We start from the raw sequence: 24,594 nt of genomic DNA on the forward strand, positions 1-24,594 counted from the left end.
ACGTCAGTCGCAGCCCGACCTGGGCAGGGTCTTGCACATGGGGCTGGGGTCACCCGGCGGGCAGACCTCGTTGCGCCGCAGATAGCGGCTCAGCTGCCGGCTCACGCCCTTGCCCTGAACGTAGAAGCCAAAGCCCTCGTTCAAGGACCAGCTGATGCCACCGCCGCTCGATTCATTGCCCGAGCTGTGAAAGCAGGCCCCGGTATTGCCACTGGCTGCCATGGCCTGCTGCTCCATGGTCCGCACCATCTGCTCGCTGGCGGTCTCGTCGGGGTCGCTGCGGTAGCTGGTTGAGGGGCGGACGCTGGCCATGGGCTCGACCACCGTACGGAAGATGGGCGACACCACCGCTGCGGGCGTACGCTCGTCCGCGTCGTGCGGTTCGCCCAGGCTCAGCTTGAGTGGCGCGCTGGATAGACCAGGCGACACGCGAACCCGTTCATCCGGTCCTGCCCAGCCCAAGACGCTGGCAACCATGCTGATCAGGCAGCAGCTGATACCCCGCATTGCAAAAACCTACCCAGAAACTCGGTGGCCGAGACTATAGGGCGAGAGTCCTGCTTTGCCAACTGGGCCCCTGACGGTCAATGGAGCTTAGCTGCCAGCTGCCAACTTGCTGCCGGCGCAGCCTAGCCAAGAAACAGTGCGTATGCCGGATTGGCCCGCTCGTCGGTATAGCGATAACCGAGCTCAGCCAGGAAGCGCTGGAAGCCAGCCTCATCCTCGGGCGGCACCTCCATACCCACCAGTACCCGGCCAAAGTCCGCCCCGTGGTTACGGTAGTGGAACAGGCTGATATTCCAACCGCGCCCCATATGGGTCAGAAAGTTGAGCAGCGCGCCCGGGCGCTCGGGGAATTCAAAACGATAGACCAGCTCGTGCTCGATCTGCGGTGCCCGCCCCCCTACCAGATGGCGGATATGCAGCTTGGCCATCTCATTGTCGGTCAGGTCCAGCGCCTTGAGGCCACGTGCATTGAGCAGTGCAACCAGCTCCGCTGCCTCAGAGCGGGCATTGATCTTGAGGCCGACAAAGATATGCGCCTCGCGCGGGTCGGCGGCGCGGTAGTTGAATTCAGTGATCGCACGGTTACCCAGCAGCTCGCAGAAAGCGCGGAAGCTGCCCGGCTGCTCGGGGATGGTGACCGCCAGCACGGCCTCGCGCGCCTCACCGATCTCGGCCCGTTCGCTGACATGACGCAGGCGGTCGAAATTCATATTGGCGCCGCTGGCGATGGCGACCAGGGTCTTGTCCTGCACGCCCTCGCGCGCGGCCCAGGCCTTGAGCCCGGCCAGCGCCAGCGCACCGGAGGGCTCCAGGATGGAGCGGGTATCTTCGAACACATCCTTGATCGCCGCGCACATGGCATCGGTATCAACCAGGATGATCTCGTCCAGCACCTCGCGGCAGACCCGGAAGGTCTCCTCTCCGACTTGCTTGACCGCCACACCATCGGCAAACAGACCCACATGGTCCAGCACCACGCGCTCGCCCGCCTCGATCGAGCGCTTCATGGCGTCGGCATCGACCGGTTCCACGCCAACGAGGCGGATCTCCGGCCGCAAGCGCCGCAGATAGGCTCCCACGCCGGCGGCGAGACCACCGCCACCAATAGGCAGAAAGACCGCATGGATAGGGTCCGGGTGCTGACGCAGGATTTCCATGCCCACCGTGCCCTGGCCGGCGATCACGTCCGGGTCATCGAAGGGCGGCACATAGGTCTTGCCGGTTTCGGCCGCCAACTGCAAGGCATGCTGGTAGGCCTCGCTGAAGGAGTCGCCATGCAGCACCACCTGCGCGCCGCGCCGCGTCACCCCGTCGATCTTGATGCGCGGCGTGGTGGCCGGCATCACGATCACCGCAGCGCAGCCCAGCTTCTGCGCGCACAGCGCCACACCCTGGGCGTGATTGCCGGCCGAGGCAGTGATCACGCCACGGGCCAGCTGCTCGGCACTGAGCCGCCACATCTTGTTGTAAGCCCCTCGCAGCTTGTAGCTGAACACCGGCTGCATGTCCTCACGCTTGATCAGTATCCGGTTGCCAATGCGAGCGGCCAGATTGGGCATGGGGTCCAGCGCGGTTTCGACGGCTACGTCATAGACGCGGGCGGTCAGGATGCGTTCAAGGTAGTCGGGCGCGGACATGGCAAGCGTTCAGGCGATAAAGAGGGAGAGACCGAAGCTAGCAGGATTCCAGGCCAGCGGCGAGTTGCCGCGCGCGTCAATCCGCCTGCTGCCTGCGGGCCGAGGCCCAGCCTATCAGGGCTACGCCGGCCAAAATCACGGCGGCGGCAGCCAACAGCGGTGGGCTCAAGGGTTCGGCCAGCACCAGCCAGCCCAGGGCCAGCGCTACCACCGGGTTGACATAGCTGGAGCTGGTGGCCAGCGCCGGTCGCACGTGCCGCAGCAACCAGACAAAAGCCGAGTAGGCGACGATGGAGCCGAACAGTACCAGGTAGAGCAAGGCCATGAGCGCCGAAGGGCTCGGCCAGACATGCATACGCTCGCCCATCAGCAGGGCAGCAGGCAGTGAAACCATGCCCCCGGCCAGCATCTGTACCGCCGAGGACATGGCGCCAGAGGGCAGGTCCAGCCGCGGGATCAGCACCGAGGCTGTGGCCCATGCTACGCAAGCCCCCAGCACCAGCAGCACGCCGGCGGGGTGCCCTGCCAGGCTGGCATCCCGGTTCATCAGCACGATACCGGCCAAGCCCAGCGCAATCCCGCCCCACTCCAAGGGTTGCACCTTGTTGCCGAGCCCCAGCCCGAGCAATACGGTCAACAACGGGGTAACCGCCACGATCAGCGCGGTCGCCCCGGAAGGCAAGCTCTGTACCGCCACGCAGGTCAGGCCATTACCCAGGGTCAGCATCAAAAGCCCGATCAAGGCTGCGTTGGCAACCTGCCTGCGGCTGGGCCAAACCTCGCCGCGCCAGCGCACAAAGGCCAGCAACAGGCTGCCAGCCAACAGATAGCGGGTGCCGGAAAGGATATAGGGCGGAAAATCATGCAGCGCGAACTTGATGCCGAGATAGGTGGAACCCCAGATGACCCAGGTCGCAAACAGGCAGAACGGCAGCAAAACAGGGTGGCGCGTGGACATGGGCCCGAGCTTACCATTGCGACCTTACTGTTGCGGTAGGCGCTGCTTTCGTCGAGCGCAACTTATAAACTGGGCGCCATGACCGATATCCGTACTCAAGTCTCCAATGATCTCTGGCGCTCCGCCAAGATCTTCAACCTGTTTCGCGCCATCATCGCGCTGTCGCTGGTCGGTGCCAGCTGGTGGCTGCAGAGCAAACTGTTCCCCGACGTCTACGACCGCCTGGCGCTGGACTGGCTGTCGGCCTGCTACCTCGCGCTCTCGGTGGCCTACGCCTTCTGCCTGCAGCAGCGCTGGCCCGCTTTTCGATTTCTTTTGAGCATACAGGTCGCCGGCGACATCGCCTTTATCGTCGCCATCATGCATATCGCCGGCGGTCTCAGAAGTGGCATTGGCCTGATGTTGCTGCCCTACCTGGCCGGCGCCGGCCTGGTCAGCCGCGGCCGCACGACACTCTTTCATGCGGCATTGGCCACCATTGCGCTACTGCTGCAGCAGGGTGCGCAATACTTGAACAGCGAAGGCGGCACTCCCGCCGACTTCTTCCAGGCCGCTATGCTCTGCATCGCCTGCTTCGCCACCGCCTGGCTCGCACACCGGCTGGCGAGCTACGCCACCGAGTCGGAAAAGCTGGCGGAGCGCCGCAGCAGCGAGCTGGCCAATATGGCGCAGATCAACCGGCTGGTGATCCAGGATGTATCGGACGGCGTGCTGGTACTCGACGAAGCCGGCGTGATCAGGCAATACAACCAGCAGGCTGAACGCCTGCTCGGGTCGGGCATGATCGCCGGCAAGACCCTGCTGGCCGACACCAGCCCCATGCTGGAGCGCGCGCTGCACAACTGGCAAGCCGGCCACAGCATGATGCCGGTGGACGTGGACATCACCCGCCAGAGCGTGCGGCCACGCTTTATGCCGGTCAAGGTGGGCGGCTCGGCCAGCGGGGTGGTGGTCTTCCTCGAGGATATCGAACGGCTGCGGCGCGAGGCGCAGCAACTCAAGCTGGCTGCGCTGGGGCGGCTGACCGCCAGCATTGCGCACGAGATCCGCAACCCGCTCTCGGCCATCAGCCATGCCGCCCAATTACTGGCCGAGGAGGCGGACGACCCGGCCGCACTGCGCTTGACCCGCATCATGGTCGAAAACAGCCGCCGGCTGGACCATATGGTGCGCGCCATCCTGGAGCTGAATAAACGCGACCGGGCGGAGCCCGTGGACCTGCGGTTGCATGACTGGCTGGGCAGCTTCGTGCAGGAATTCTGCGAGGTCGAGGGCATTGCCGCTACGGTCGGGCTGGAATGCCCGCAGGGCGCGGTGGCGCGCTTCGATGAAGGGCAGCTGCATCAGGTGCTGTGGAATCTGTGCCGCAATGGCTGGCGCTACAGCAGCCGACGCGATCGGTCTTTGCAGCTGGTTGTGGCCCGCCGTGACGATGCCTGGGTATTGGAGGTACGCGACGACGGGCCGGGCGTGGCCGACGAGGACGTCAACAAGCTGTTCGAGCCCTTCTTTACCACGGAGGCCAAGGGCACCGGTCTGGGGCTCTATATTGCACGAGAGATTTGCGCCGGCAATGACAGCGTGCTGGAATACGTGTCTCGGCGTAACAGCAGCAGCCCGCAAGGCGCCTGTTTCCGCATCATTTTTCCAGCCCGACCGGCCTGATCCACGCTGTGGATAAGCCAGGATCGGCGCAACAAACAGAATAGGGAACCGCGGCCCTGGCAGTCCGACGGTCCCGGGAGTGTCGTCTTGAGCAAGCGTAGCAACCGCAACCCGCGCATCCTGGTCGTGGATGACGAGCCCGACCTGCGCGAGCTGGTCGAACTGACCCTGCTCAAGATGGGTCTCGATGTCGAGATGGCGGACGGCGTCGCTGCCGCCAAGACGCGACTGGATGCCGGCGGCATCGACCTGTGCCTGACCGACATGCGCATGGGGGACGGCTCCGGCCTCGACGTGGTACGCCATATCGAGGCGCGCGGTTACGACGTGCCGGTGGCGGTGATCACGGCCTACGGCAGCCTGGACAATGCGGTCGAGGCCCTCAAGGCCGGCGCCTTCGATTATCTGGCCAAGCCGGTCTCGCTCGATCAGCTGCGCACCTTGGTGCGTTCGGCGCTGGAGCTCGAAAAGCAGGAGACACAGCGCCCCCGCCCCACCGGCGAGCGGCCCTTTATCGGTGAGTCGCCTGCCATCCAGCAGGCCCTGCAGCTGATCGACCGGCTGGCCCGCAGCCAGGCACCGGTCTACCTGACCGGCGAATCGGGCAGCGGCAAGGAGCGGGCCGCCCGCCTGATCCACGCCCAATCGAGCCGCGCCGCCCAGCCCTTTGTACCGGTCAACTGCGGCGCAATCCCTGAAAACCTGATGGAGAGTGAGTTCTTCGGCACTCGCAAAGGGGCCTTCACCGGCGCCGACGCCGAACGTGACGGCTTCTTCCAGGCCGCCCACGGCGGCACCCTCTTCCTCGACGAAGTCGCCGACCTGCCTTTGGCCATGCAGGTCAAACTCTTGCGCGTCATCCAGGAAAAGCGCGTGCGCAAGCTCGGCGATACCAAGGAAACCCCGATCGATGTGCGCATCGTCTGCGCCACCCACCAGAACCTCGCCAAGTGCGTCGAGGAAGGGCGCTTCCGGCAGGATCTCTACTATCGCCTGAATGTGATCGAACTGCGCATGCCTGCGCTGCGCGATATGCGTGAAGATATTCCGGCCATCACCCAAGGCGTGCTGGCCAGGCTATCGGCACAGAACGGCATGGCCGAGCCGCGCCTGACCAGCGAGGCGCTGCAAGCGCTCAGCCACTATGACTTCCCCGGCAATGTACGGGAACTCGAGAACATCCTCGAGCGGGCACTGGCACTGTGCGATGGCAAGGAAATCCACCCCGAAGACCTGCAACTGAGCCGCAGTGACGACGAGGAGGTGATCCCCTCGGCCATCGGCGAGAAATACCCGCTGCAGGAATACCTCGACCGGGTGGAGAAGGAAGCCATCCTCGAAGCGCTCGACAAGACCCGCTTCAACCGCACCCAGGCAGCCAAGATCCTGGGCGTCACCTTCCGTTCGCTGCGTTACCGCATGGAGCGCCTGGGCATCAATTGATGGCGCAGGCAGACATGAAAAAAAAAGCGCCAGTTGATGGCGCTTTTTTCATGCCTGTCCGCTCAAGGCTCAACTGCCGTAACGGCGCATGGCCTCCACGGCCAGACCGGCACCGATACTGCCAAACAGGTCGCCCTCGACCGCCCGGGCCGCCGGCAACAGCGCCGCGATACGCTGGCGCAGCAGCGGAATCCCGCTGGAACCGCCCGTGAAGAACACGGTGTCAATGCGCTCGGCGGCCACGCCCGCGTCACGCAGCAGGGCGGCGACGGTACGCTCAACGTCATCCACGAGGCCACCGGTCGCCGTCTCGAAGGTTGCCCGGTCAATATCGTGCACCAGTCCCTGGCGGATACGGTCGAGCTGCAAGGTCGCCTTGTCGGCATCGGACAGCGCGATCTTGGCCTCTTCCACCCGCAGTGCCAACCAGTGGCCGGCACGCTGCTCGATCAGGCTCAGCAGGCGGTCCAGCTTTTCCTTATCGGCCGCATCGCGGTAGACCTCCTGCAACTCCATCCAGATCTTGCGGGTATAGGTGAAGTTGATGGTGTGCCAGGTCGCCAGGTTGAAGTAGTAGCTGGACGGCACGTCGGCATTGTTCTTGAGCTTGCTGCGGTAGCCCAGCAGCGGCATCACGCCGGCGAGGCTCAGGTATTTGTCAAAGTCGGTACCACCGATATGCACACCACCATTGGCCAACAGGTCGTCACGGCGCTCCACCAGGGCAGCCCGCTCGGGCGACAATCGCACCAGGGAGAAGTCCGAGGTGCCGCCGCCGATGTCGGCGATCAGCACCAGCTCCTCGCGGGAGATGCTCTGTTCGTAGTGGAACGCGGCAGCAATCGGCTCGAACTGGAAGCTGACCTCCTTGAAACCCACACGCCGTGCGGTTTCTTCCAGGGTGCGCTCAGCCTGCTTGTCGGCCTGCTCGTTATCGTCAACGAAGTGCACCGGCCGGCCGAACACGGCTGTGTCGAAGTCACGACCGGCGGAACGTTCGGCACGCAACTTGAGCTCGCCGATGAATTTGGCCAGCAGCTCCCGGAAAGGCAGGGCCTTGCCCATGACCTCGGTCTGGCCATCGATCAGGCTGGAGCCGAGCAGGCTCTTGAGCGAACGCATCAAGCGGCCCTCGTAGCCATCGAGGTATTCGGCCAGACCCTGGCGACCATAGGCCACGCTGTCTTCCTCGGCATTGAAGAACACCACCGAGGGCAAGGTGAGCTTGCCGTCTTCGAGCGCCAGCAGGGTGGGGGCGCCCGGCCGCAACCAGCCGGCCGTGGAGTTGGAAGTGCCGAAATCGATGCCGCAGGCGCGGGCAACGGCAGAAGAGTAGGACGACATGCGCGCCCTCCGTCAGGCAAAAGGGCGCGCGATGCTACGCAAGTCGCGCCGACATGTCCAGTTTCCCCGCAATATCATTGGCTTAGGCCGCCACCAGACGGCCTGGCCACAGGATTCGGAAAGTCCCGAAAGTCCGCGCACTCGCGCCAGCGAGGCCCATCCCCGCAAGGAGGACGCCGTGTTTGTAAGCCCCTGAAGGGGCGACAACCACGCAGTCGCGGCGGCGAGGACGGGGGTAGGGAAAAATCAGCGAAGATCGGTTGATTTTCTGCTGACCGAATGCGCCCCGCTTCGCCGGGGCGGAGAACGATTGTTTCCGACCTACTCTTTCCGCAGAGTGTCCTCAGGGGAGGTCACGCTTGAAGAAGGCGTTGTAGTACTCGAGCAATTCGTCCGCGCCGCCGACCGACATGGTCAAGTCGTGCAGGAGCCCGTCCGAGATCCGATAGGCCCAGCCATGCACCGTCACGCTCTGGCCACGGCTCCAGGCATCCTGCAGTACCGTGGTCTGCGCGGCGTTGACCACCTGCTCCACCACGTTCAATTCGCACAGCTTGTCGGCGCGCATCTCGGGCGGGAACTTGTCCAGCCAGCGCGCATGCACCCGCTTGATATCGTGCACGTGGCGCAACCAGTTGTCGGCCAGACCTACCCGCTGGTCCTCCAGCGCCGCCCGCACGCCGCCGCAGCCGTAGTGGCCGCAGACGATGATGTGCTTGACCTTGAGTACGTCCACCGCGAACTGCACGGTGGAGAGGCAGTTGAGGTCGGAGTGGACGATCAGGTTGGCCACATTGCGATGCACGAACACCTCACCCGGCAAGAGCCCGATCAACTCGTTGGCCGGCACCCGGCTGTCGGCGCAACCTATCCACATGTATTCCGGGGTCTGCTGCTTGGCCAGTTGCTCGAAGAAGTCGGGCTGGCCCGCCTTGACCTTGTCGGCCCAGCGGCGGTTGTTGGCAAAGAGGTTATCCAGCGGTGCGCTCATACGGTGCCTCAAAACTAGGGTTGCAATTAGTACGGAATCCGGCGGCCCCAAGGGACCGCTCAATGCTCGGGAAGTTGCAGTGCATGCTCGACCAGGGTCTCCAAGGAAACCAACTCCAGCACGTCTTCGTGGGTGGACTCCAGCACGACCTTGGGGGCACTGCCGGCCATCAAGGCCTCCACCCAGCGGGCAGCGCACAGGCACCAGCGGTCACCCGGCTTGAGCCCAGGGAACTCGAACTCCGGCCTGGGCGTGCTGAGATCGTTGCCACGCAGACGGGAAAAGGTCAGGAAATCCGGATTCATGACCGCGCAGACCACATGCCGACCGACATCCTCCGGGCTGCTGCTGCAGCAGCCATCGCGGAAAAAACCGGTGACCGGCCGGAAACTGCAGGCTTCCAGCGGCAAGCCGAGCACATTGAGCGCATCGTCCATAGGCATTCCGTCGCATAAAGATGCGCCATTATCGCCGCGACGGCGCCAGATAACAAAAAAGCCGCTCCCTGGGGGAGCGGCTTTCTGCTTGATGCTTGGGGTGGATGATGGGACTCGAACCCACGACGACAGGAATCACAATCCTGGACTCTACCAACTGAGCTACATCCACCGCCGTTGAAACCTTGCCACATCGGCACTGTACGCTTGGCGCGCCCGACAGGAATCGAACCTGTAACCTACGGCTTAGAAGGCCGTTGCTCTATCCAGTTGAGCTACGGGCACCGGGCCTCTGACGGTCTTGATTCTACTTTACTGCCGGGTAAAACATTTCCAGTGTAAGGCACTGGTCGGGGCGGTGGGATTCGAACTCACGACCACCTGGTCCCAAACCAGGTGCGCTACCAGGCTGCGCTACGCCCCGAAGAGGGCAGGATACTAAGGGGCCAACCGCCCCCTGTCAAGCGATGCTTGGGCACTTTCACAAATGATGAGAGAATTCAGCCCTTTGCATAGCACCCGGAGCCCCGCCATGACCGCCCAGCTACTCGACGGTAAGAAGATTTCGCAGGAATTGATCGCCGAAGTGCGCGCGGGGGTCGAGGCTCGCCTCGCCCAAGGCAAGCGCGCACCGGCCCTGGCGGTCGTGCTGGTCGGTGACGACCCGGCCTCCCATGTCTACGTCGGCAACAAGAAGAAACAGTGCGTCAACGCCGGCATCCGCTCGGTCTCTTATGATCTGCCGGCCGAAACGCCGGAGCAGGAGCTCTTGACCCTGGTAGCCGAGCTCAATGCCGACCCGGCCATCGACGGCATCCTGGTGCAGCTGCCACTGCCCCCGCATATGGATGCCAACAAGATCCTCGACCTGATCGACCCGGCCAAGGACGTCGACGGCTTCCATCCGGACAACGTCGGCCGGCTGGTCCTCAAGATGCCGCTATTGCGTCCTTGCACCCCGCGCGGTGTGATGACGCTGCTGGAAAAGACCGGCATGCCCATCCTCGGCCAGGACGCCGTGGTCGTCGGCGCCTCCAATAACGTTGGTCGGCCCATGGCGCTGGAACTGATGATGGCACGCGCCACCGTCACCATCTGCCATAGCCAGACGCGCGACCTGGCGGCCAAGGTCCGTGGTGCCGATATTGTCGTTGCCGCCATCGGCAAGCCCAAATTCGTCCAGGGCGACTGGATCAAGCCCGGCGCTATCGTGATCGACATCGGCATGAACCGCCTGCCGGACGGCAAGCTGTGCGGCGACGTGGATTTCGATGCAGCCCTCGAGTGCGCCAGCTGGATCACCCCGGTACCGGGCGGTGTGGGACTGATGACTGTCGCCACGCTGATGCAGAACACCCTCGACGCCTGCAACAACCTGAATCCCTGAGCCGAGTAGCCGATGCCCTATCCCCTGCTGCGCCCCTTCCTGTTCGCCTTGGAGCCGGAAACCGCCCATAAGGTCACCTTTGCCGGCCTAGAAGCGCTGCATGCGCTGGGCTTTGCCACCGTACTCGGCAGCCGCGAACGCGGCAGACCGGTCGAGGTAATGGGACTGACCTTTCCCAATGCAGTCGGCCTCGCGGCTGGCCTGGACAAGAACGGTGACCATATCGATGCCCTGGCCGATCTTGGCTTCGGCTTTATCGAAATCGGTACCGTCACGCCGCGGCCGCAGCCTGGCAACCCGCAGCCACGGATGTTCCGCCTGCCCGGTGCGGAGGGCATCATCAACCGCCTGGGCTTCAACAATGGCGGGCTCGACAACCTGATCAAGAATGTCGAGGCCTCGCAGTACCGCGGCATCCTGGGCATCAATATCGGCAAGAACTTCGACACCCCGATCGAACGCGCCAACGAGGATTACCTGACCTGTCTGACCCGCGTCTATCCGTACGCGAGCTATGTCACGGTCAATATCTCCTCGCCCAACACCAAAAACCTGCGCCAGCTGCAGCAAAGCAGCGAGCTGGAGCGGCTCTTGGCGGCACTCAAGGACGAGCAGGCCCGCCTCACCGTACGGCATGGCCGCTATGTGCCGCTGGCCCTGAAGATCGCCCCCGACCTCGATAGCGAGCAGATCATCGAGATCGCCCGCCTCTTAGTGGCCTACCGCTTCGATGGCGTGATCGCCACCAACACCACCCTGGCACGCAATGGTGTCGAGCACCTGCCGCATGGCGACGAGACCGGCGGCCTGTCTGGCACGCCGGTACGCGCCAAGTCCACTGCGGTGATCCATGCCCTGGCCTCCGCACTCAAGGGCCAGGTGCCCATCATCGGTGTCGGCGGCATTCTGGAAGGTGCGCACGCGCTGGAGAAACTCGATGCCGGCGCCTCGCTGGTTCAGGTCTACAGCGGTCTGATCTATCGCGGGCCAGGCCTTGTTGGCGAATGCATCCGTGCGGTCGCCAACCGCAAGGCCTGAACCATGCGCAGCGAACCCCGTCCGCCGCATGTGGCCGAACAGGGCGGCATCCGCATCCGCCCTTTCCGCACCAGTGATACGCCAGCCTTCTTCGAGGCGGTACGCGAATCCATCGCCACCGTCTCACCCTGGCTGCCCTGGTGCCATGCCGGCTATAGCGAGCAGGAGGCCGAGCTCTGGGTGGCCGGTCGGGTCACTGCCTGGCAGGAAGGTCGCGGCTATAGCTTCGTGATCGAGGACGCCCATGACGGCCGCCTGCTAGGCAGCGTGGGTCTCGGCGTCATCCAGGATCTCTATCTCAACCAGGCCAATGTCGGTTACTGGGTACGCAGCTCGGCCGCAGGTCGCGGCGCCGTCACCACGGCGGTACGTATGGCCAGCCGATTCGGCTTCGATACGCTGCAGCTAAGCCGGCTCGAAATTGGTGCCCTGGTCGACAACCATGCCAGCCGACGGGTGGCCGAGAAGGCCGGTTACCGCTATGAGGCCTTGCTACGCAATGGCCTGCAGCACCAGGGGCGCGCTTGCGACTCGGTGCTTTATTCGCTGATCCCCAGCGATCTGGTGGCCCCATGAGCCCGCTTGCCGCCGCCATCGATGCAGTACTGCCGCAGACCCAATGCACGCAGTGCGGCTATCCGGACTGCCGGGGCTATGCCGAGGCTATTGCCGCTGGCGAGGCCGGCATAGACCAGTGCCCGCCCGGCGAGGACGAGGGCCTGGCCAAGCTGGCCGCACTGACCGGCAGGCCGGTTATTCCACTCAACCCTGTGCACGGCAGCCCCAAGCCCTTTGCGGTGGCACTGATCGACGAAACCCACTGCATAGGCTGTACCCTGTGCATCCAGGCCTGTCCGGTCGACGCCATCCTCGGTGCCACCAAGCAGATGCACACCGTGCTCAGCGACGAGTGCACCGGCTGCGAGCTATGCATCGCCCCCTGCCCGGTGGATTGCATCAGCATGGCGCCGGCCGAGCGTCCTGCCGCGGAAGCCGAACGACTGAGCCAGGCCCATCACTGGCGACAACGCCACCAGTTCCGGCAGATCCGCTTGCAGCGCGAGCTACGCGAACGCAATGAGCGGCTCGCCGCCAAGGCGCTGGCCAAGCTGCAGGACCCACATTTTGCGGCCCCCGAAAAGCAGCTTCGCATCAACGCTGCCCTGGCCCGTGCCGCCGAGCGGCGCGAAGCAGACGACGCAGCCCAGTTGAAACGCGCCAAGCTCGACAGCATCATGGCGAAAGCGGCCGCCCGATTGGCCAGTCCCACGGGCGACAAATCTTCCTGAAGGAGCTTTTATGCACCTTGCCAAAATAGCCCTGTTCTTTGGCGCCATCGCCATACTGCTGCTGGTACAGCGCGGCCACTTCACCCTCGCCCTGCTGCTCGTAGGCGCCGGCATGGTCTGGGGTGCCTGGCGCATCTGGCGAGTCATCGTCGAATCGCGCGAGCGGGAGGCCCGTCAATGGCAGTCCGACTTCACCCTGCAACTGCCGCGCCGCGACAAGCAGGGCGACCGATGAGCGCCGGCAGTCGGCCCAACCGCCTGCATGAGCGCGTGCGGCTGCGCACCTGGGTCAAGCTGATGGCCGAGGGCAAGCCTCACCTGTTGGGTCATATCGAGGATATCTCGCCGGCCGGCCTGGGCCTGCGGCATGCCACCGCTCTCCCTTGCGGCCAGGCGTGTGAGGTGTATTTCGGCCTGCCCTGGCAAGGCCGCGAACGCTTGATCGAAGCCAGCGCCCGCATCACTGCCTGCCAACCGGCCGAGGCCGAAGGCCAATACCATATCGAGCTCGCCTTCCTGTCCTTCCAGGACAGTGCGGCTGCAGACCTGATCGCCGACTTCATCCGCCAGCACGGCCTATGAGTTCCATCCGCCACGGATCGCCATCTTGAACAAAGACAGCCGCCGCGAATTCTTTGAGCGTCTGCGCGCACAGAACCCCGAGCCCCGTACCGAGCTGGAATACAGCACGCCATTCGAATTACTGATTGCCGTGGTGCTGTCTGCCCAGGCCACGGACGTGGGGGTCAACAAGGCCACCCGCAAGCTCTACCCGATAGCCAACACCCCCGCCGCCATCTATGCACTGGGACAAGCCGGGCTGGAGTCCTATATCCAAACCATCGGGCTCTACCGCAGCAAGGCCAAGCATGTGATCGAACTCTGTCGCATGCTGATGGAGCTGCACGACGGCGAAGTACCGCAGACCCGCGAGGCCCTGGAGGCCCTGCCTGGCGTCGGCCGCAAGACCGCCAACGTGGTGCTCAACACCGCTTTTGGCCAGCCGACCATGGCGGTCGACACCCATATCTTCCGGGTCGCCAACCGCACCGGGCTCGCGCCGGGCAAGGACGTGCGTGCGGTCGAGGACAAACTGGTCAAGGTGATCCCGCGTGAATTCATGCTGGATGCCCACCACTGGCTGATCCTGCACGGCCGCTATGTCTGCAAGGCGCGCAAGCCCGACTGCGGTATCTGCGTGGTGCGGGACCTGTGCGACTACAAGGCCAAGACCATATGAAGCTCGACAGCCAGGGTTATGTCATGGGCACCCGCCAGATTGCCTCCCCCAACCAGGACGAGCGCCCCCAAGGCATGGCGATCGACATGGTGGTGATCCACTCGATCAACCTGCCGCCCGGCCAGTTTGGTGGCGACGGGGTGGAACGGCTGTTTACCAATCGCTGCGACCCGGCGGCGCATCCCTGCTATGAGGAATTGCAGCATCTGCGCGTGTCCGCCCACTTCTTCCTGCGCCGCGATGGCGAATTGATCCAGTTTGTGCCTTGCGATAAACGCGCCTGGCATGCCGGCGTCTCGCGCTGGCAGGGCCGCGAGCGCTGCAATGACTTCGCCATCGGCATCGAGCTGGAGGGTGGCGACGACTGGCCCTACGAGGCGGCCCAATACGCAACGCTGGATGCGCTGCTGGCAGCGCTGCGCGCGCACTACCCCATCCGCCATCTGGTCGGCCATTGCCATATCGCACCCGAGCGCAAAACCGATCCCGGCCCCTACTTTGATTGGGGCCGCTACGGCGGCCCGCCGTCGCCCCCTGCCTGACGCCAGGGCAGAACCGAGCAAAAACTCACTGTGGCGGGAAATGCACCATCCCGTGGCAGTTATTTATTGCGGTGCACCATCGCAGCGCGGCAGGTCTATAATCCGCCGCCACTCCCCTCTGGTTTCCAGAAAGCGTTGTTATGAGCGCCCCCCAAGACCAGCACGACCCCAAGAAACTTGCTGCCACCACCCTCGCCGCCCTGGGGGTGGTCTACGGTGACATCGGCACCAGCCCGCTCTACACCATCGCCGAATGCTTCGACGCCAAGCACGGCCTGATCGCCAACCCGGCCAACGTGCTAGGCATCTTGTCGCTAATCACCTGGGCACTGTTGATCGTCGTCTCGTTCAAGTATGTCTTCTTCATGCTGCGCGCCGACAACAACGGCGAGGGCGGCATCCTGGCCCTGATGGCGCTGGCGCTGCGCAACACCAAGCGGCGGCGCGGCCAGTTCTCCATCTTCATCCTGCTCGGCATTGCCGGAGCGGCGCTGTTCTACGGCGACGGGGTGATCACCCCGGCCGTGTCGGTGCTGTCTGCGGTCGAAGGTCTGCAGCTGATCGACCCCCGCTTCGAGCACTGGGTCATCCCGCTGACCATGGTCATCATCGTTGCCCTGTTTGCCGTACAGCGCCACGGCACTGGCGGCGTGGGCAAGTTCTTCGGGCCCATCATGGTGCTGTGGTTCGTTTCCTTGGGCCTGCTGGGCATAGGCGGCATCGCGCATGACCCCAGCGTGCTCAAGGCGCTATCGCCCAGCTACGCGGTCAGTTTCTTCCTGCTCCAACCCGGCCTCGCCTTTCTGTCGCTGGGTGCCGTGGTACTGGCGGTGACCGGTGCCGAGGCCATCTATGCCGATATGGGTCACTTTGGCCGCAAACCCATCCAGGTGGGCTGGTTCTCGCTGGCCTTGCCCGGCCTCTTGCTGAACTACTACGGCCAGGGCGCCCTGATCCTGCATGACCCCAAGGCGGCCGAGCACCCCTTCTTCCTGCTGGCACCGGAAGCGCTGGTATTGCCCCTGGTGATTCTATCCGCCGCCGCCACCGTGATCGCCTCGCAGGCCCTGATCTCGGGCGTGTTCTCGATCACCCGTCAGGCCATCCAGCTTGGTTATATGCCGCGCATGGACATCCACCACACCTCGGAGAAGGAGATCGGCCAGATCTATATTCCCGGGGTGAACTGGGCCATGTGCGTGGCTGTGCTGCTCCTGGTACTGACGTTCAAGAGCTCGGGCAACCTGGCCGCCGCCTATGGCTTTGCCATCTGCGGCATCATGATCATGACCACCACCACCGCCTTTGTTGCCCTCAAGCAGAGCAGCAAACCCGGCCGTACCCGCGCCATCCGCGCCCTGTTAGCCTTCTTCGTGCTGGTCGATGTGGCTCTCTTGGCCGCCAATATCCCCAAGATCCCCGAGGGCGGCTGGTTCCCCATGATGGTTGGCCTGATCATGCTGGGCATGATGTTCACCTGGAAACGCGGTCGCCGGCAGCTGTTCCATCGCATCCATGATGGCGAGCTGCCGCTGGATCTGTTTGTGGAAAGCATCGAGGCCAACCCGCCGCACCGGGTGGAAGGCACGGCCATCTTCATGACCGGCAGCGTGGACAGCACCCCGCACGCCCTCTTGCATAACCTCAAGCACAACAAGGTGCTGCACGAACAGGTCATCTTCCTGACCATCAGCTCCACCGACGTGCCCGTGGTGGCCGACAAGGACAAACTCAAGGTCACCCGCTTGTCGCCCTCCTTCTGGCAGATCGTGGCCACCTACGGCTTCATAGAGGACCCCTCGGTGCCGGAGATCCTGGCCCTGGCCGAGCGCGACCATGGCCTCGTGGCCGAGGAGATGACCACCTCCTACTTCCTGTCGCGTGAGACCATCATCTGCGATCGTCAGCCGGCCAAGCGCTATGACATGCCCTGGCTGCAGCTCAAGGTCTTCACCTGGATGCAGCGCAATGCCCAGCGCCCGACCGACTTCTTCAAGATCCCGCCCAACCGGGTGGTCGAAATGGGTACCCAGGTCGAAATGTAATGGCCTGGGCGAGGCCCAAAGCTATCGTTTAAGAAACCCGTAAGACAGAAGCCGCACAATGCGGCTTCTGCCGTTCTGGCAGGGGCACGCCGGCGTGCCGCTCCCTTGGTCTGCCGAGAGGCCCCCATGTTCCAACTGTCTCCTTATCGCTCTTCGAGCAGCCAGATCGGTACGCGCCCCAATCGCTGGGATTGGGCTGTGCTGCCCATCCTGCTCGGCATCCTGGCTGCGGTCACCTTCGGTGCCATGCAAATGAGCCGGCCCTTCGCAGTCGGCCAGGAGCTGCCGATCTCGCTCGATCCGCTCTACCTGCCCTACTACCTCCTGCGCACCATATTGCGCATGTTTATCGCGCTCGGTTTCTCGCTGCTCTTTAGCGTGCTGTTCGCCGCCATCGCAGCCAAGTACCGCGCCGCCGAAAAGGCCATGCTGCCGGCGCTGGACATCCTGCAATCGGTACCCATCCTGGGGTTTCAGGCCATCGCCATCGCCCCCTTCATCGCCCTCTTTCCCGGCAATCTGGTCGGCGTCGAGTGTGCGGCGGTGTTCGCCCTGTTCAGCTCACAAGCCTGGAACATGGCCTTCAGCCTGTACCAGTCCTTCCGTACCGTACCGCCCGAGCTGGCCGAGGCAGCCCGCATCTTCCGCCTCTCCGGCTGGCAGCGTTTCTGGCGGCTGGAGCTGCCCTTCGCCATGCCGGCCCTGCTCTGGAACATGATGATGTCCATGTCCGGCGGCTGGTTCTTCCTGGTCGCGGCCGAAGCAATCACGGTGGCCAATCAGGACATCAAGCTACCCGGTATCGGCTCCTATATCGCCGTGGCCATCGACCAGCGCGACCTGGGCGCCATCGGCTGGGCTATCGGCGCCATGCTGGCCGGCATCCTGCTCTACGACCAGCTGTTCTTCCGCCCCTTGCTGGCCTGGGCCGACAAGTTCCGCTTCGAGGAATCGCAAAGTGAGACCGCCCAGCAATCGTGGTTGCTAGATTGGATGCGCCGCAGCAACTGGGTGCGGGCGCTGACCGACCGCTTCTGGTTTCAGCTCAGCCGCGCGCTGGGCTGGTTCCGCCACCACCATGACGGCACCTCCATCCGCGCCCGCCGCCGGACGCTGGACCCGGCCTGGGCACGCGCCTGGGATGCCGCCCTGGCTGCCGGTGCCATGTTCGGCTTCTATCGGCTGTTCGTATTCGTGCACAGCGAGGTGGGCTGGGCCGAGGTCGGCCATGTCTTCGGCCTGGGCTTTCTGACCCTGCTGCGCGTGCTGCTGCTGATCCTCCTGGCCTCCATCGTGTGGGTGCCGATCGCTGTCTGGATAGGTCTGCGTCCGCGCTACTCGCAACGGGTACAGGCGGTAGCACAGTTCCTGGCCGCCTTTCCAGTCAATCTGTTGTTCCCGCTGGTGGTCTTCGTCATGGTGGCCCTGCAGCTCAACCCCAACTGGTGGCTGAGCCCGCTGATGGTGTTCGGCACCCAGTGGTACATCCTCTTCAACGTGGTGGCCGGCGCCTCCACCATCCCCACCGAGCTGCGCCTGGCCGCCAACAACCTCGGCCTCAAGGGCTGGCTCAAGTGGAAGCGCTTCTATCTGCCGGCGGTCTTTCCGAGCTTTGTGACCGGCGCGGTAACCGCCAGCGGCGGCTCCTGGAACGCCAGCATCGTCTGCGAGTACGTCAGCTGGGGTGATACCAAATTGGTTGCCAGCGGCCTGGGCAGCTACATCAAGCAGATGACCGATGCCGGTGATTTCCCGCGCATCGGGCTCGGTATCGGCGTGATGTGCATATTCGTGATGTGTTTGAACCGCTTCTTCTGGCGCCGGCTCTATGTGCTGGCCGAAGACCGCAGCAACGAGGAGTAAGGCATGGACCAGAACGTCCTGATCTCGCTGTCCGAGGTCGGCAAGTCCTTCCGCAGTACCGACGGCGTGGCCCGCAATGTGCTGGCCGGGGTCGACTTCACCCTGCATGAGGGCGAGATCGTCGCCCTCCTGGGCAAGTCCGGTTCGGGCAAGTCCACCCTGCTGCGCATCATCGCCGGGCTGATCCCGGCCGATGGCGGCCGGGTGACCTACCGCAGCCAGCCCATCTATGGGCCGGCCGCCGGTATCGCCATGGTGTTCCAGTCCTTTGCCCTCTTCCCCTGGCTGACGGTACAACAGAACGTCGAGCTGGGCCTGGAGGCGCAAGGCGTGCCCAAGGATGAACGCGAACGCCGTGCCGACGAGGTGCTGGAGCTGATTGGCCTGTCCGGCTTTGGCGGTGCCCTGCCGCGCGAACTCTCCGGCGGCATGCGCCAACGCGTCGGCATTGCCCGCGCCCTGGTCACCAACCCGGACGTGCTCCTGATGGACGAGGCCTTCTCAGCCCTGGACGTGCTGACCGGCGAGACCCTGCGCAACGATATGCTGGAGCTGTGGGACGAAAGCCGCATCCCCACCAAGGGCATCGTGATCGTGTCGCACAATATCGAGGAGGCGGTGATGATGGCCGACCGCATCCTGATCATGGCCAGCGACCCCGGCCAGGTGCGCTGCCAGATCAAGATCGACCTGCCGCGCCCGCGCAATGTCGATTCGCAAGAGGTCCGCACCCTGATCGATGAGGTCTACGCCTTGATGACCATGCGTCCGGTCCAGCAGGCTGCCGCTGGCGCCGTGGTCAGCACGCCGCTGGATTACCGCCTGCCGCTGACCGATATCGGCCGAATGGAGGCCATTCTCGACCTGCTGGCGGACGCCCCCTTCCATGGCCGCGCCGACCTGCCGCAGCTGGCCGAGGAGTCCGAGCTGCCCGACGAGGAGCTGTTCCCGGCCTACGAGGCGCTCGGCCAGCTCGGCCTTGCCCAGGTGGACAAAGGCGATATCGCCCTGACCCCGCTTGGGCAGCGCTATGTAGCCGCCGAGCAGACGCTCAAGCAGGAAATCTTTGGCCAGCAGCTGCTCACCCACGTACCTTTGGCGGCCCATATCCGCCACAGCCTGGAGCAGGAACCCAGCGGTGGGCTGCCGGAAAAGCGCTTTATCGAACTGCTGCATGAGTTCGTCGAGGCCGAAGTGGCCGAGCAGGTACTCAAGGTGGCGGTGGAATGGGGCCGCTATGGCGAAGTCTACGAGTACGACTACCACACCGGTCGGCTGCACCTGCCGGAAGGGCCGGACGAGCCCACGCAGGATTGAACCGAGCCTCAATGCAAAACGGCCTCCCTAGGGAGGCCGTTTTGTTTGGCGAAGCCTGACCTTAAGCCAACAGCGCCAGCAGCTTGTCGAAGGCCTCGTCAAACAGCTTGAGACCATCAACCTGCAGTTGCTCGGCCACGGCATCCATATCGACTCCAACTGCGGCCAGGCGCTGCAGCGTGACCGCCGCCTCGTCCACGCCCTGGGTCAGGCGTGGCGTAGCGCTACCATGGTCGCGGAAGGCGGCCAGGGTAGCGTCCGGCAGGGTGTTGACGGTATCCGGGCCGATCAGCTCGTCCACGTACAGGGTATCCGGATAGGCCGGGTTCTTGGTGCCGGTACTGGCCCACAGCAGGCGCTGGATATTGGCGCCGGCAGCGCGCAGGTCGGCGCATTCCTCGCTGGCCCAACGGGCCATCCAGCGCGCGTAGGATGTACGCACCATGGCAATGGCGGCCTTGCCCTTGAAGGCAATGGCTTCACCGCCACGGGCGTCGAGCTTGCCGTCGATCAGGGTATCGACCCGCGACAGGAAGAGACTGGCAACCGAGCGGATGCTACGTACATCGCCGCCCTGCGCCAGACGCTGGCGCAGACCGGCCACATAGGCGTCGAACACCGCGTCGCAATGGCGGGCACCGAACATCAGGGTCACGTTGACGTTGATGCCGGCGGCAATGGCGGCCGTGAAGGCCGGCAGGCTCTCGGGCGTGGCCGGGATCTTGATCATGGCGTTGGGGCGCTGGATCGCAGCCCACAGCCGCTTGGCGGCCGCTTCGGTACCGGCGGTATCGCGCGCCAGATAGGGCGAAACCTCGAGGCTGACGTAACCGTCCAGGCCTTCCGAGCGCCGGTAGACCTCGGCGAACAGGTCGCAAGCAGCTTGCACGTCCGGTACGGCCAACGCTTCGAAGCGTTGCTCGGTCGTCAGCGACTGTTGCTTGAGCTTGGCCAGATCGTCGGCATAGCCGGCACCGGCGGAGATGGATTTCTGGAAGATAGCCGGGTTGGAAGTCACCCCTGCCAGGCCGTCTTCGTTGATCAGTTTTTGCAGCGGGCCGGCCAGCAGCTCACGCGACAGATTGTCGAGCCACAGGCGCTGGCCCAGGGATTTGGCTTGCAGCAGGGGATTCATGGCAGGCTTCACACGGCTAAAGAGAGGGGAAAACCATGTTAGGTGAGGTAGTTGGGTGAATCAACTACATAACCTAGTGGTAAACCCTAAGAGCCTATTCTGGGTAGGCCAGCGGCGCAGGCTGAGCCATCAGCGCAGGCGCCCGGGGAACCCGTGCGCTTACGATTCGCGAGGACTGAGGCAGAGGCTCTTCCCTGTTTTAGTCCCTACCCCCTCCGCCCCCGCCCGTCGGCGGGGGAACCTCGCTACGCTCGAGGGAGCACGGAATACGCACCAACTGCCATCGCCATCGCCCTGGAACCACCTTCAGCATTCGGCCCACGGCTTACTGATGGGTGCGCAATTATTTGCCCTGGGTAATCAGTTCCTGTGGTTCCAGCATGCGGTTGGCGGGAAAACGGATGGAGAAGCAGCTGCCGCGGCCGAGTTCGCTGGTGACTTCCAGGCGGGCCTGGTGGCGTTGGGCGATGTGTTTGACGATGGCGAGGCCCAGTCCGGTGCCGCCGGTGGAGCGGGAGCGGCCGCGATCCACGCGGTAGAAGCGTTCGGTCAGGCGCGGGATGTGCTGGGCTTCGATGCCGAGGCCGGTGTCCTGCACCGAGAATACGCCGCAGCCATCCTCCACCCGCCACTTGAGGCGGATCTCGCCACCTTCCGGGGTGTAGCGCACCGCGTTGCTGACCAGATTGCCAAAGGCGCTGTGCAGCTCATCGTAGTTGCCACGCAGGCCGGCCTCGCTGGCTACTTCCACCTCGACCCGGTGTCGCCCCTTGGACAGTCCCTCGGCCTCGCCGGCCAAAAGGCTGGCCAGGGCGGTGGCGTCAACCCGGTCTTCGCGTGCTTCCACGCCATTTTCCAGCCGCGACAGGGTCAGCAGGTCTTCCACCAGGCGCTGCATGCGCCCGGTCTGCTCGTACATCATCCTGAGCTGCGACTCACGAGTGGCGGCATCCATCTCCGGCAGGTCGATCAGTGTCTCGAGAAAGCCGCCCACCACGGTCAGCGGAGTCCGCAATTCGTGCGAGACGTTGGCGACAAAGTCGCGATGCACCGTCTGCACCCGCTCCAGCTGGGTGATATCGCGGGTCAGGAGGAGCTTGCGAGTGCTGTCGAACGGTACCAGTTGCACGCTCAAGATGGTGTCGCCACCCGCGAGGTTGCGCAACACCACCGGCTGACTGTAATCCTGGGTGGTCAGATAGTGCTGAAAGGCCGGCAGGCGCACCAGGTAAGCGATGTGCTGGCCCAGGTCCTTCTTGCGGTCCAACCCCAGGTGTTGCATGGACTTGGGATTGCACCACTCGATGCGGTCATTGGTATCGAGCACCACCACGCCTTCAGGCATGGCCTCGCCCGCCGCCACGAAGCGGTCCAGCGCAGCCGACAACTTACGCTGGCTCTTACCCTGGGCGCGCACCATGCGGTACAGCCGGTCGTAGATGACCTCCCAACTGCCAAAGCTGTGCGGCACGGTGCCCGGAGCGGGGTCAGCCAGCCAGCGGCCCAGCCGGTCCAGATTACGCAGATGGAAGGCTAGCAGCCATACCACCGCCGCGAGGAAGGCGAGCAGGGTAGCGGACCAGCCAAGAAAGGGTTGCAGCACCAGAGCAAGCAGGGCGAAGCCGAGAAGCAGCGCGATAGTCCGCCACCAGAACATGTGGAAATCCAAGTTGGTTTAGCCAGCGAGGCGACGCCTGATGCTCGCCCAGCCCGATTGCGCCGCTGTTACAGCGCCGAAAGCCGGTAGCCGGTGCCGCGCACAGTCTGGATCAGCGCGTCATGGCCGGTCGGTTCCAGCGCCGAGCGCAGACGGCGGATATGTACGTCCACTGTCCGCTCTTCGACGAACACATGGTCACCCCAGACGTGATCGAGCAGTTGGGCCCGCGAGTGGACCCGCTCGGGGTGCGTCATGAAGAAATGTAGCAGACGGAACTCGGTCGGCCCGAGGTCTATGCCGGAACCGTTACCCGCCACCCGGTGGGTCGAGGGGTCCAGCGACAGCCCCTTGACCTCGACCAGGTCGTCGGTCATCTGCGGTGCGCGGCGGCGCAGCACCGCCTTGATGCGAGCCTGCAACTCACGCGGGCTGAAGGGCTTGGTGATGTAGTCATCGGCCCCGGTCTCCAGACCCATGATCTTGTCGGTTTCCTCTGAGCGCGCGGTCAGCATGATCACCGGCACCGCGCGGGTTCGCTCATCGCTGCGTATCTTCTTGGCAAACTCGATGCCGCTCATGCCGGGCAGCATCCAGTCGAGCAGGATCAGGTCCGGCAGGGCGTTCTTGACCAACGAGAGACCGGCCTCGGCCGAGTCGGCACGCAGCACGTGGTGGCCTGCCTGTTGCAGGTTGAAGGCAATCAGCTCCTGGATGGCGGGTTCGTCTTCTACAAGCAGGATATTGGCGGGCATGGTGGGGACTCAGCTGGCTTTCGCTTAAAAATTTGTTGCGAGCTTAAGTAATCAGCATGACCGAAATATTACAAGTTTATGCATCCCTCGGCGCGGCGCGCCCGGTCGACGTTCGCCGCAAGCCGTCAGGTCGCGGTATCATTGGCTATTCACGCTATCCCCACCCTCCATGGCTGGTCTGCAACCCGACTCCCCCATTCCCACCGAATTGACCCTGCACGCGGCCAGCCGCCTGCTCGAAGTGGCCTTCGACGATGGCGCGCGCTTCAAGCTGCCGTGCGAATACCTGCGCGTCTACAGCCCCTCGGCCGAGGTCAGGGGCCACGGCGGACCCATGCAGACCGTACCCGGCAAGCAGGCGGTGAACATCACGGCGATCGAACCCGTGGGGCACTACGCGGTCAAGCTGGTGTTTGATGACGGGCACAACAGCGGGCTGTATGGCTGGGATACGCTGTATGAACTGGGCCGCAACCAGGCGGCCAACTGGAACGACTACCTGCAAAGGCTGGCCGCACTCGGCTTGTCGAGAGACTCATGAGCGAAAACACCACCCACTTTGGCTACCAGAACGTCGCCGAATCGCAAAAGGCCCAGAAGGTCGCCGAGGTCTTCCATTCGGTCGCCAAGAAGTACGACGTGATGAACGACCTGATGTCGGGCGGCCTGCACCGGATCTGGAAGGCCTTCACCATTGCGCAGAGCGGCGTGCGCGAGGGTAGCCGCGTGCTGGACATCGCCGGCGGTACCGGTGACTTGTCGCTGGCCTTCCTCAAGCGGGTGGGCAAGAGCGGCCAGGTCTGGCTGACCGACATCAACAGCTCCATGCTGACCGTCGGCCGCGACCGGCTGCTGGACAAGGGCTTTCTCAACCCGGTGGCGCAGTGCGATGCCGAAAAGCTGCCCTTCCCGGACAACTACTTCGATTGCGTGACCGTGGCCTTCGGCCTGCGCAACATGACCCACAAGGACGGAGCCCTGGCCGAGATGCGCCGCGTGCTCAAGCCCGGTGGCCGCCTGCTGGTACTGGAATTCTCCAAAGTGGCCAAGCCGCTGGCACCGCTCTACGACCTCTACTCCTTCAAGCTGCTACCGAAGATGGGCGAACTGGTCGCCGGCGACGCCGCAAGCTACCAGTACCTGGCCGAATCGATCCGTATGCACCCCGGCCAGGAAGAGCTGGCGCAGATGATGCGCGAGGTCGGCTTTGGCAAGGTGGACTATTTCAACCTGACCGCGGGGGTAGTTGCCCTGCACAAGGGTTACAAGCTGTAGCGGCACAGCAGCCCGGCCTTGCCGCGTGGCGGTTGCTGCGGCGCTGGGGCTGGCCTGTGCCTAGACTGA

General features: G+C 64.1%; 24 protein-coding genes and 3 tRNA genes. 15 read left to right on the top strand and 12 right to left on the bottom strand.

The features are described 5' to 3' along the window. Positions 1 to 3: 3 nt before the first annotated feature. The 3 genes from VIM95_RS17230 to yedA form a co-directional block, all read right to left on the bottom strand. Positions 4 to 507 (bottom strand): hypothetical protein, encoded by a 504-nt coding sequence (locus VIM95_RS17230; RefSeq protein WP_331988183.1) that lies wholly within the window; start codon positions 505 to 507, stop codon positions 4 to 6. Between the two features lie 122 nt (positions 508 to 629). Then, a complete protein-coding gene (gene ilvA / locus VIM95_RS17235) occupies positions 630 to 2,144 on the bottom strand; it encodes a threonine ammonia-lyase, biosynthetic (protein ID WP_331988185.1) in 1,515 nt (504 codons plus the stop codon). A gap of 76 nt (positions 2,145 to 2,220) precedes the next feature. After that, positions 2,221 to 3,102 (bottom strand): drug/metabolite exporter YedA, encoded by an 882-nt coding sequence (yedA, locus tag VIM95_RS17240; RefSeq protein ID WP_331988187.1) that lies wholly within the window; start codon positions 3,100 to 3,102, stop codon positions 2,221 to 2,223. A gap of 78 nt (positions 3,103 to 3,180) precedes the next feature. Here yedA and VIM95_RS17245 point away from each other — a divergent pair, with 78 nt between their 5' ends. Then, a complete protein-coding gene (locus tag VIM95_RS17245) occupies positions 3,181 to 4,767 on the top strand; it encodes a two-component system sensor histidine kinase NtrB (protein WP_331988189.1) in 1,587 nt (528 codons plus the stop codon). 87 nt (positions 4,768 to 4,854) lie between these two features. After that, positions 4,855 to 6,210 (top strand): sigma-54 dependent transcriptional regulator, encoded by a 1,356-nt coding sequence (locus VIM95_RS17250; RefSeq protein ID WP_331988191.1) that lies wholly within the window; start codon positions 4,855 to 4,857, stop codon positions 6,208 to 6,210. A 69-nt stretch (positions 6,211 to 6,279) separates the two neighbouring features. Here VIM95_RS17250 and VIM95_RS17255 read toward each other — a convergent pair whose 3' ends face one another. The 6 genes from VIM95_RS17255 to VIM95_RS17280 all read right to left on the bottom strand — a co-directional run bounded on the left by VIM95_RS17255 (position 6,280) and on the right by VIM95_RS17280 (position 9,406). After that, the gene (locus tag VIM95_RS17255) at positions 6,280 to 7,554 is read right to left on the bottom strand and encodes an Hsp70 family protein (protein WP_331988193.1); all 1,275 of its coding nucleotides are present in this window, start codon (positions 7,552 to 7,554) and stop codon (positions 6,280 to 6,282) included. A gap of 343 nt (positions 7,555 to 7,897) precedes the next feature. Continuing rightward, positions 7,898 to 8,545: a carbonate dehydratase gene (gene can, locus VIM95_RS17260; protein WP_331988195.1), complete on the bottom strand. Its 648-nt coding sequence runs from the start codon at positions 8,543 to 8,545 to the stop codon at positions 7,898 to 7,900. 59 nt (positions 8,546 to 8,604) lie between these two features. Continuing rightward, a complete protein-coding gene (locus tag VIM95_RS17265) occupies positions 8,605 to 8,982 on the bottom strand; it encodes a DUF2237 domain-containing protein (RefSeq protein WP_331988197.1) in 378 nt (125 codons plus the stop codon). A 96-nt stretch (positions 8,983 to 9,078) separates the two neighbouring features. Then, positions 9,079 to 9,154, bottom strand: a tRNA-His gene (locus VIM95_RS17270). Between the two features lie 36 nt (positions 9,155 to 9,190). Continuing rightward, positions 9,191 to 9,267, bottom strand: a tRNA-Arg gene (locus VIM95_RS17275). A gap of 62 nt (positions 9,268 to 9,329) precedes the next feature. After that, positions 9,330 to 9,406, bottom strand: a tRNA-Pro gene (locus VIM95_RS17280). Between the two features lie 108 nt (positions 9,407 to 9,514). On the opposite strand from VIM95_RS17280, the gene folD reads away from it, so the two are divergent. From folD to VIM95_RS17335, 11 genes are all read left to right on the top strand, one after another. Beyond that, on the top strand, positions 9,515 to 10,369 hold the full coding sequence (gene folD, locus VIM95_RS17285; RefSeq protein ID WP_331988199.1) for a bifunctional methylenetetrahydrofolate dehydrogenase/methenyltetrahydrofolate cyclohydrolase FolD: 855 nt from the start codon (positions 9,515 to 9,517) through the stop codon (positions 10,367 to 10,369). A gap of 12 nt (positions 10,370 to 10,381) precedes the next feature. Continuing rightward, the gene (locus VIM95_RS17290; protein ID WP_331988201.1) at positions 10,382 to 11,407 is read left to right on the top strand and encodes a quinone-dependent dihydroorotate dehydrogenase; all 1,026 of its coding nucleotides are present in this window, start codon (positions 10,382 to 10,384) and stop codon (positions 11,405 to 11,407) included. A gap of 3 nt (positions 11,408 to 11,410) precedes the next feature. After that, complete coding sequence (locus VIM95_RS17295; protein WP_331988203.1) at positions 11,411 to 11,983, top strand: GNAT family protein; 573 nt, start codon at positions 11,411 to 11,413, stop codon at positions 11,981 to 11,983. Continuing rightward, positions 11,980 to 12,696 (top strand): electron transport complex subunit RsxB, encoded by a 717-nt coding sequence (rsxB, locus tag VIM95_RS17300; protein WP_331988205.1) that lies wholly within the window; start codon positions 11,980 to 11,982, stop codon positions 12,694 to 12,696. The genes VIM95_RS17295 and rsxB overlap by 4 nt, the downstream gene beginning before the upstream one ends. Before the next feature lie 10 nt (positions 12,697 to 12,706). Further along, positions 12,707 to 12,931 carry a hypothetical protein gene (locus VIM95_RS17305; protein WP_331988207.1) on the top strand — a complete coding sequence of 75 codons (225 nt, stop codon included), beginning with the start codon at positions 12,707 to 12,709 and terminating at the stop codon, positions 12,929 to 12,931. Then, positions 12,928 to 13,278, top strand: a complete 351-nt coding sequence (locus VIM95_RS17310; RefSeq protein WP_331988209.1) for a PilZ domain-containing protein — start codon at positions 12,928 to 12,930, stop codon at positions 13,276 to 13,278. Before VIM95_RS17305 ends, VIM95_RS17310 begins: the two co-directional genes overlap by 4 nt. A 25-nt stretch (positions 13,279 to 13,303) precedes the next feature. Next, the gene (nth, locus tag VIM95_RS17315; protein WP_331988211.1) at positions 13,304 to 13,936 is read left to right on the top strand and encodes an endonuclease III; all 633 of its coding nucleotides are present in this window, start codon (positions 13,304 to 13,306) and stop codon (positions 13,934 to 13,936) included. Further along, on the top strand, positions 13,933 to 14,478 hold the full coding sequence (gene ampD / locus VIM95_RS17320; RefSeq protein ID WP_331988213.1) for a 1,6-anhydro-N-acetylmuramyl-L-alanine amidase AmpD: 546 nt from the start codon (positions 13,933 to 13,935) through the stop codon (positions 14,476 to 14,478). Before nth ends, ampD begins: the two co-directional genes overlap by 4 nt. 140 nt (positions 14,479 to 14,618) lie before the next feature. Beyond that, a complete protein-coding gene (locus tag VIM95_RS17325) occupies positions 14,619 to 16,523 on the top strand; it encodes a potassium transporter Kup (protein WP_331988215.1) in 1,905 nt (634 codons plus the stop codon). A 126-nt stretch (positions 16,524 to 16,649) separates the two neighbouring features. After that, on the top strand, positions 16,650 to 18,386 hold the full coding sequence (locus VIM95_RS17330) for an ABC transporter permease (protein ID WP_331988217.1): 1,737 nt from the start codon (positions 16,650 to 16,652) through the stop codon (positions 18,384 to 18,386). A gap of 3 nt (positions 18,387 to 18,389) precedes the next feature. After that, on the top strand, positions 18,390 to 19,703 hold the full coding sequence (locus VIM95_RS17335) for a nitrate/sulfonate/bicarbonate ABC transporter ATP-binding protein (protein WP_331988219.1): 1,314 nt from the start codon (positions 18,390 to 18,392) through the stop codon (positions 19,701 to 19,703). 61 nt (positions 19,704 to 19,764) lie between these two features. Here VIM95_RS17335 and tal read toward each other — a convergent pair whose 3' ends face one another. The 3 genes from tal to phoB all read right to left on the bottom strand — a co-directional run bounded on the left by tal (position 19,765) and on the right by phoB (position 23,250). Continuing rightward, positions 19,765 to 20,838, bottom strand: a complete 1,074-nt coding sequence (tal, locus tag VIM95_RS17340; RefSeq protein WP_331988221.1) for a transaldolase — start codon at positions 20,836 to 20,838, stop codon at positions 19,765 to 19,767. A 343-nt stretch (positions 20,839 to 21,181) separates the two neighbouring features. Continuing rightward, positions 21,182 to 22,495: a phosphate regulon sensor histidine kinase PhoR gene (gene phoR, locus VIM95_RS17345; protein ID WP_331988223.1), complete on the bottom strand. Its 1,314-nt coding sequence runs from the start codon at positions 22,493 to 22,495 to the stop codon at positions 21,182 to 21,184. A gap of 68 nt (positions 22,496 to 22,563) precedes the next feature. After that, complete coding sequence (phoB, locus tag VIM95_RS17350; RefSeq protein ID WP_331988225.1) at positions 22,564 to 23,250, bottom strand: phosphate regulon transcriptional regulator PhoB; 687 nt, start codon at positions 23,248 to 23,250, stop codon at positions 22,564 to 22,566. A gap of 169 nt (positions 23,251 to 23,419) precedes the next feature. Between phoB and VIM95_RS17355 the strand changes: the two genes are divergently transcribed. Continuing rightward, entirely contained in the window at positions 23,420 to 23,791 is a 372-nt protein-coding gene (locus VIM95_RS17355) for a DUF971 domain-containing protein (RefSeq protein ID WP_331988227.1), read from the top strand. Next, positions 23,788 to 24,525 (top strand): bifunctional demethylmenaquinone methyltransferase/2-methoxy-6-polyprenyl-1,4-benzoquinol methylase UbiE, encoded by a 738-nt coding sequence (gene ubiE, locus VIM95_RS17360; RefSeq protein ID WP_331988229.1) that lies wholly within the window; start codon positions 23,788 to 23,790, stop codon positions 24,523 to 24,525. Before VIM95_RS17355 ends, ubiE begins: the two co-directional genes overlap by 4 nt. Positions 24,526 to 24,594: the final 69 nt, after the last annotated feature.

The sequence above is a fragment of the Chitinimonas sp. genome (assembly GCF_036568685.1).
Classification (GTDB): Bacteria; Pseudomonadota; Gammaproteobacteria; order Burkholderiales; family Chitinimonadaceae; genus Chitinimonas.

Excerpts from the sequence above, each read along its gene's own strand:
- phoR (WP_331988223.1), bottom strand. The coding sequence starts at position 22,495 with ATGTTCTGGTGGCGGACTATCGCGCTGCTTCTCGGCTTCGCCCTGCTT.
- VIM95_RS17305 (WP_331988207.1), top strand. The coding sequence starts at position 12,707 with ATGCACCTTGCCAAAATAGCCCTGTTCTTTGGCGCCATCGCCATACTG.
- folD (WP_331988199.1), top strand. The coding sequence starts at position 9,515 with ATGACCGCCCAGCTACTCGACGGTAAGAAGATTTCGCAGGAATTGATC.
- ampD (WP_331988213.1), top strand. The coding sequence starts at position 13,933 with ATGAAGCTCGACAGCCAGGGTTATGTCATGGGCACCCGCCAGATTGCC.
- VIM95_RS17230 (WP_331988183.1), bottom strand. The coding sequence starts at position 507 with ATGCGGGGTATCAGCTGCTGCCTGATCAGCATGGTTGCCAGCGTCTTG.
- VIM95_RS17295 (WP_331988203.1), top strand. The coding sequence starts at position 11,411 with ATGCGCAGCGAACCCCGTCCGCCGCATGTGGCCGAACAGGGCGGCATC.
- VIM95_RS17355 (WP_331988227.1), top strand. The coding sequence starts at position 23,420 with ATGGCTGGTCTGCAACCCGACTCCCCCATTCCCACCGAATTGACCCTG.
- VIM95_RS17265 (WP_331988197.1), bottom strand. The coding sequence starts at position 8,982 with ATGGACGATGCGCTCAATGTGCTCGGCTTGCCGCTGGAAGCCTGCAGT.
- phoB (WP_331988225.1), bottom strand. The coding sequence starts at position 23,250 with ATGCCCGCCAATATCCTGCTTGTAGAAGACGAACCCGCCATCCAGGAG.
- VIM95_RS17325 (WP_331988215.1), top strand. The coding sequence starts at position 14,619 with ATGAGCGCCCCCCAAGACCAGCACGACCCCAAGAAACTTGCTGCCACC.
- VIM95_RS17245 (WP_331988189.1), top strand. The coding sequence starts at position 3,181 with ATGACCGATATCCGTACTCAAGTCTCCAATGATCTCTGGCGCTCCGCC.
- rsxB (WP_331988205.1), top strand. The coding sequence starts at position 11,980 with ATGAGCCCGCTTGCCGCCGCCATCGATGCAGTACTGCCGCAGACCCAA.
- VIM95_RS17310 (WP_331988209.1), top strand. The coding sequence starts at position 12,928 with ATGAGCGCCGGCAGTCGGCCCAACCGCCTGCATGAGCGCGTGCGGCTG.
- VIM95_RS17330 (WP_331988217.1), top strand. The coding sequence starts at position 16,650 with ATGTTCCAACTGTCTCCTTATCGCTCTTCGAGCAGCCAGATCGGTACG.
- ilvA (WP_331988185.1), bottom strand. The coding sequence starts at position 2,144 with ATGTCCGCGCCCGACTACCTTGAACGCATCCTGACCGCCCGCGTCTAT.
- yedA (WP_331988187.1), bottom strand. The coding sequence starts at position 3,102 with ATGTCCACGCGCCACCCTGTTTTGCTGCCGTTCTGCCTGTTTGCGACC.
- ubiE (WP_331988229.1), top strand. The coding sequence starts at position 23,788 with ATGAGCGAAAACACCACCCACTTTGGCTACCAGAACGTCGCCGAATCG.
- VIM95_RS17335 (WP_331988219.1), top strand. The coding sequence starts at position 18,390 with ATGGACCAGAACGTCCTGATCTCGCTGTCCGAGGTCGGCAAGTCCTTC.
- VIM95_RS17290 (WP_331988201.1), top strand. The coding sequence starts at position 10,382 with ATGCCCTATCCCCTGCTGCGCCCCTTCCTGTTCGCCTTGGAGCCGGAA.
- VIM95_RS17255 (WP_331988193.1), bottom strand. The coding sequence starts at position 7,554 with ATGTCGTCCTACTCTTCTGCCGTTGCCCGCGCCTGCGGCATCGATTTC.
- tal (WP_331988221.1), bottom strand. The coding sequence starts at position 20,838 with ATGAATCCCCTGCTGCAAGCCAAATCCCTGGGCCAGCGCCTGTGGCTC.
- can (WP_331988195.1), bottom strand. The coding sequence starts at position 8,545 with ATGAGCGCACCGCTGGATAACCTCTTTGCCAACAACCGCCGCTGGGCC.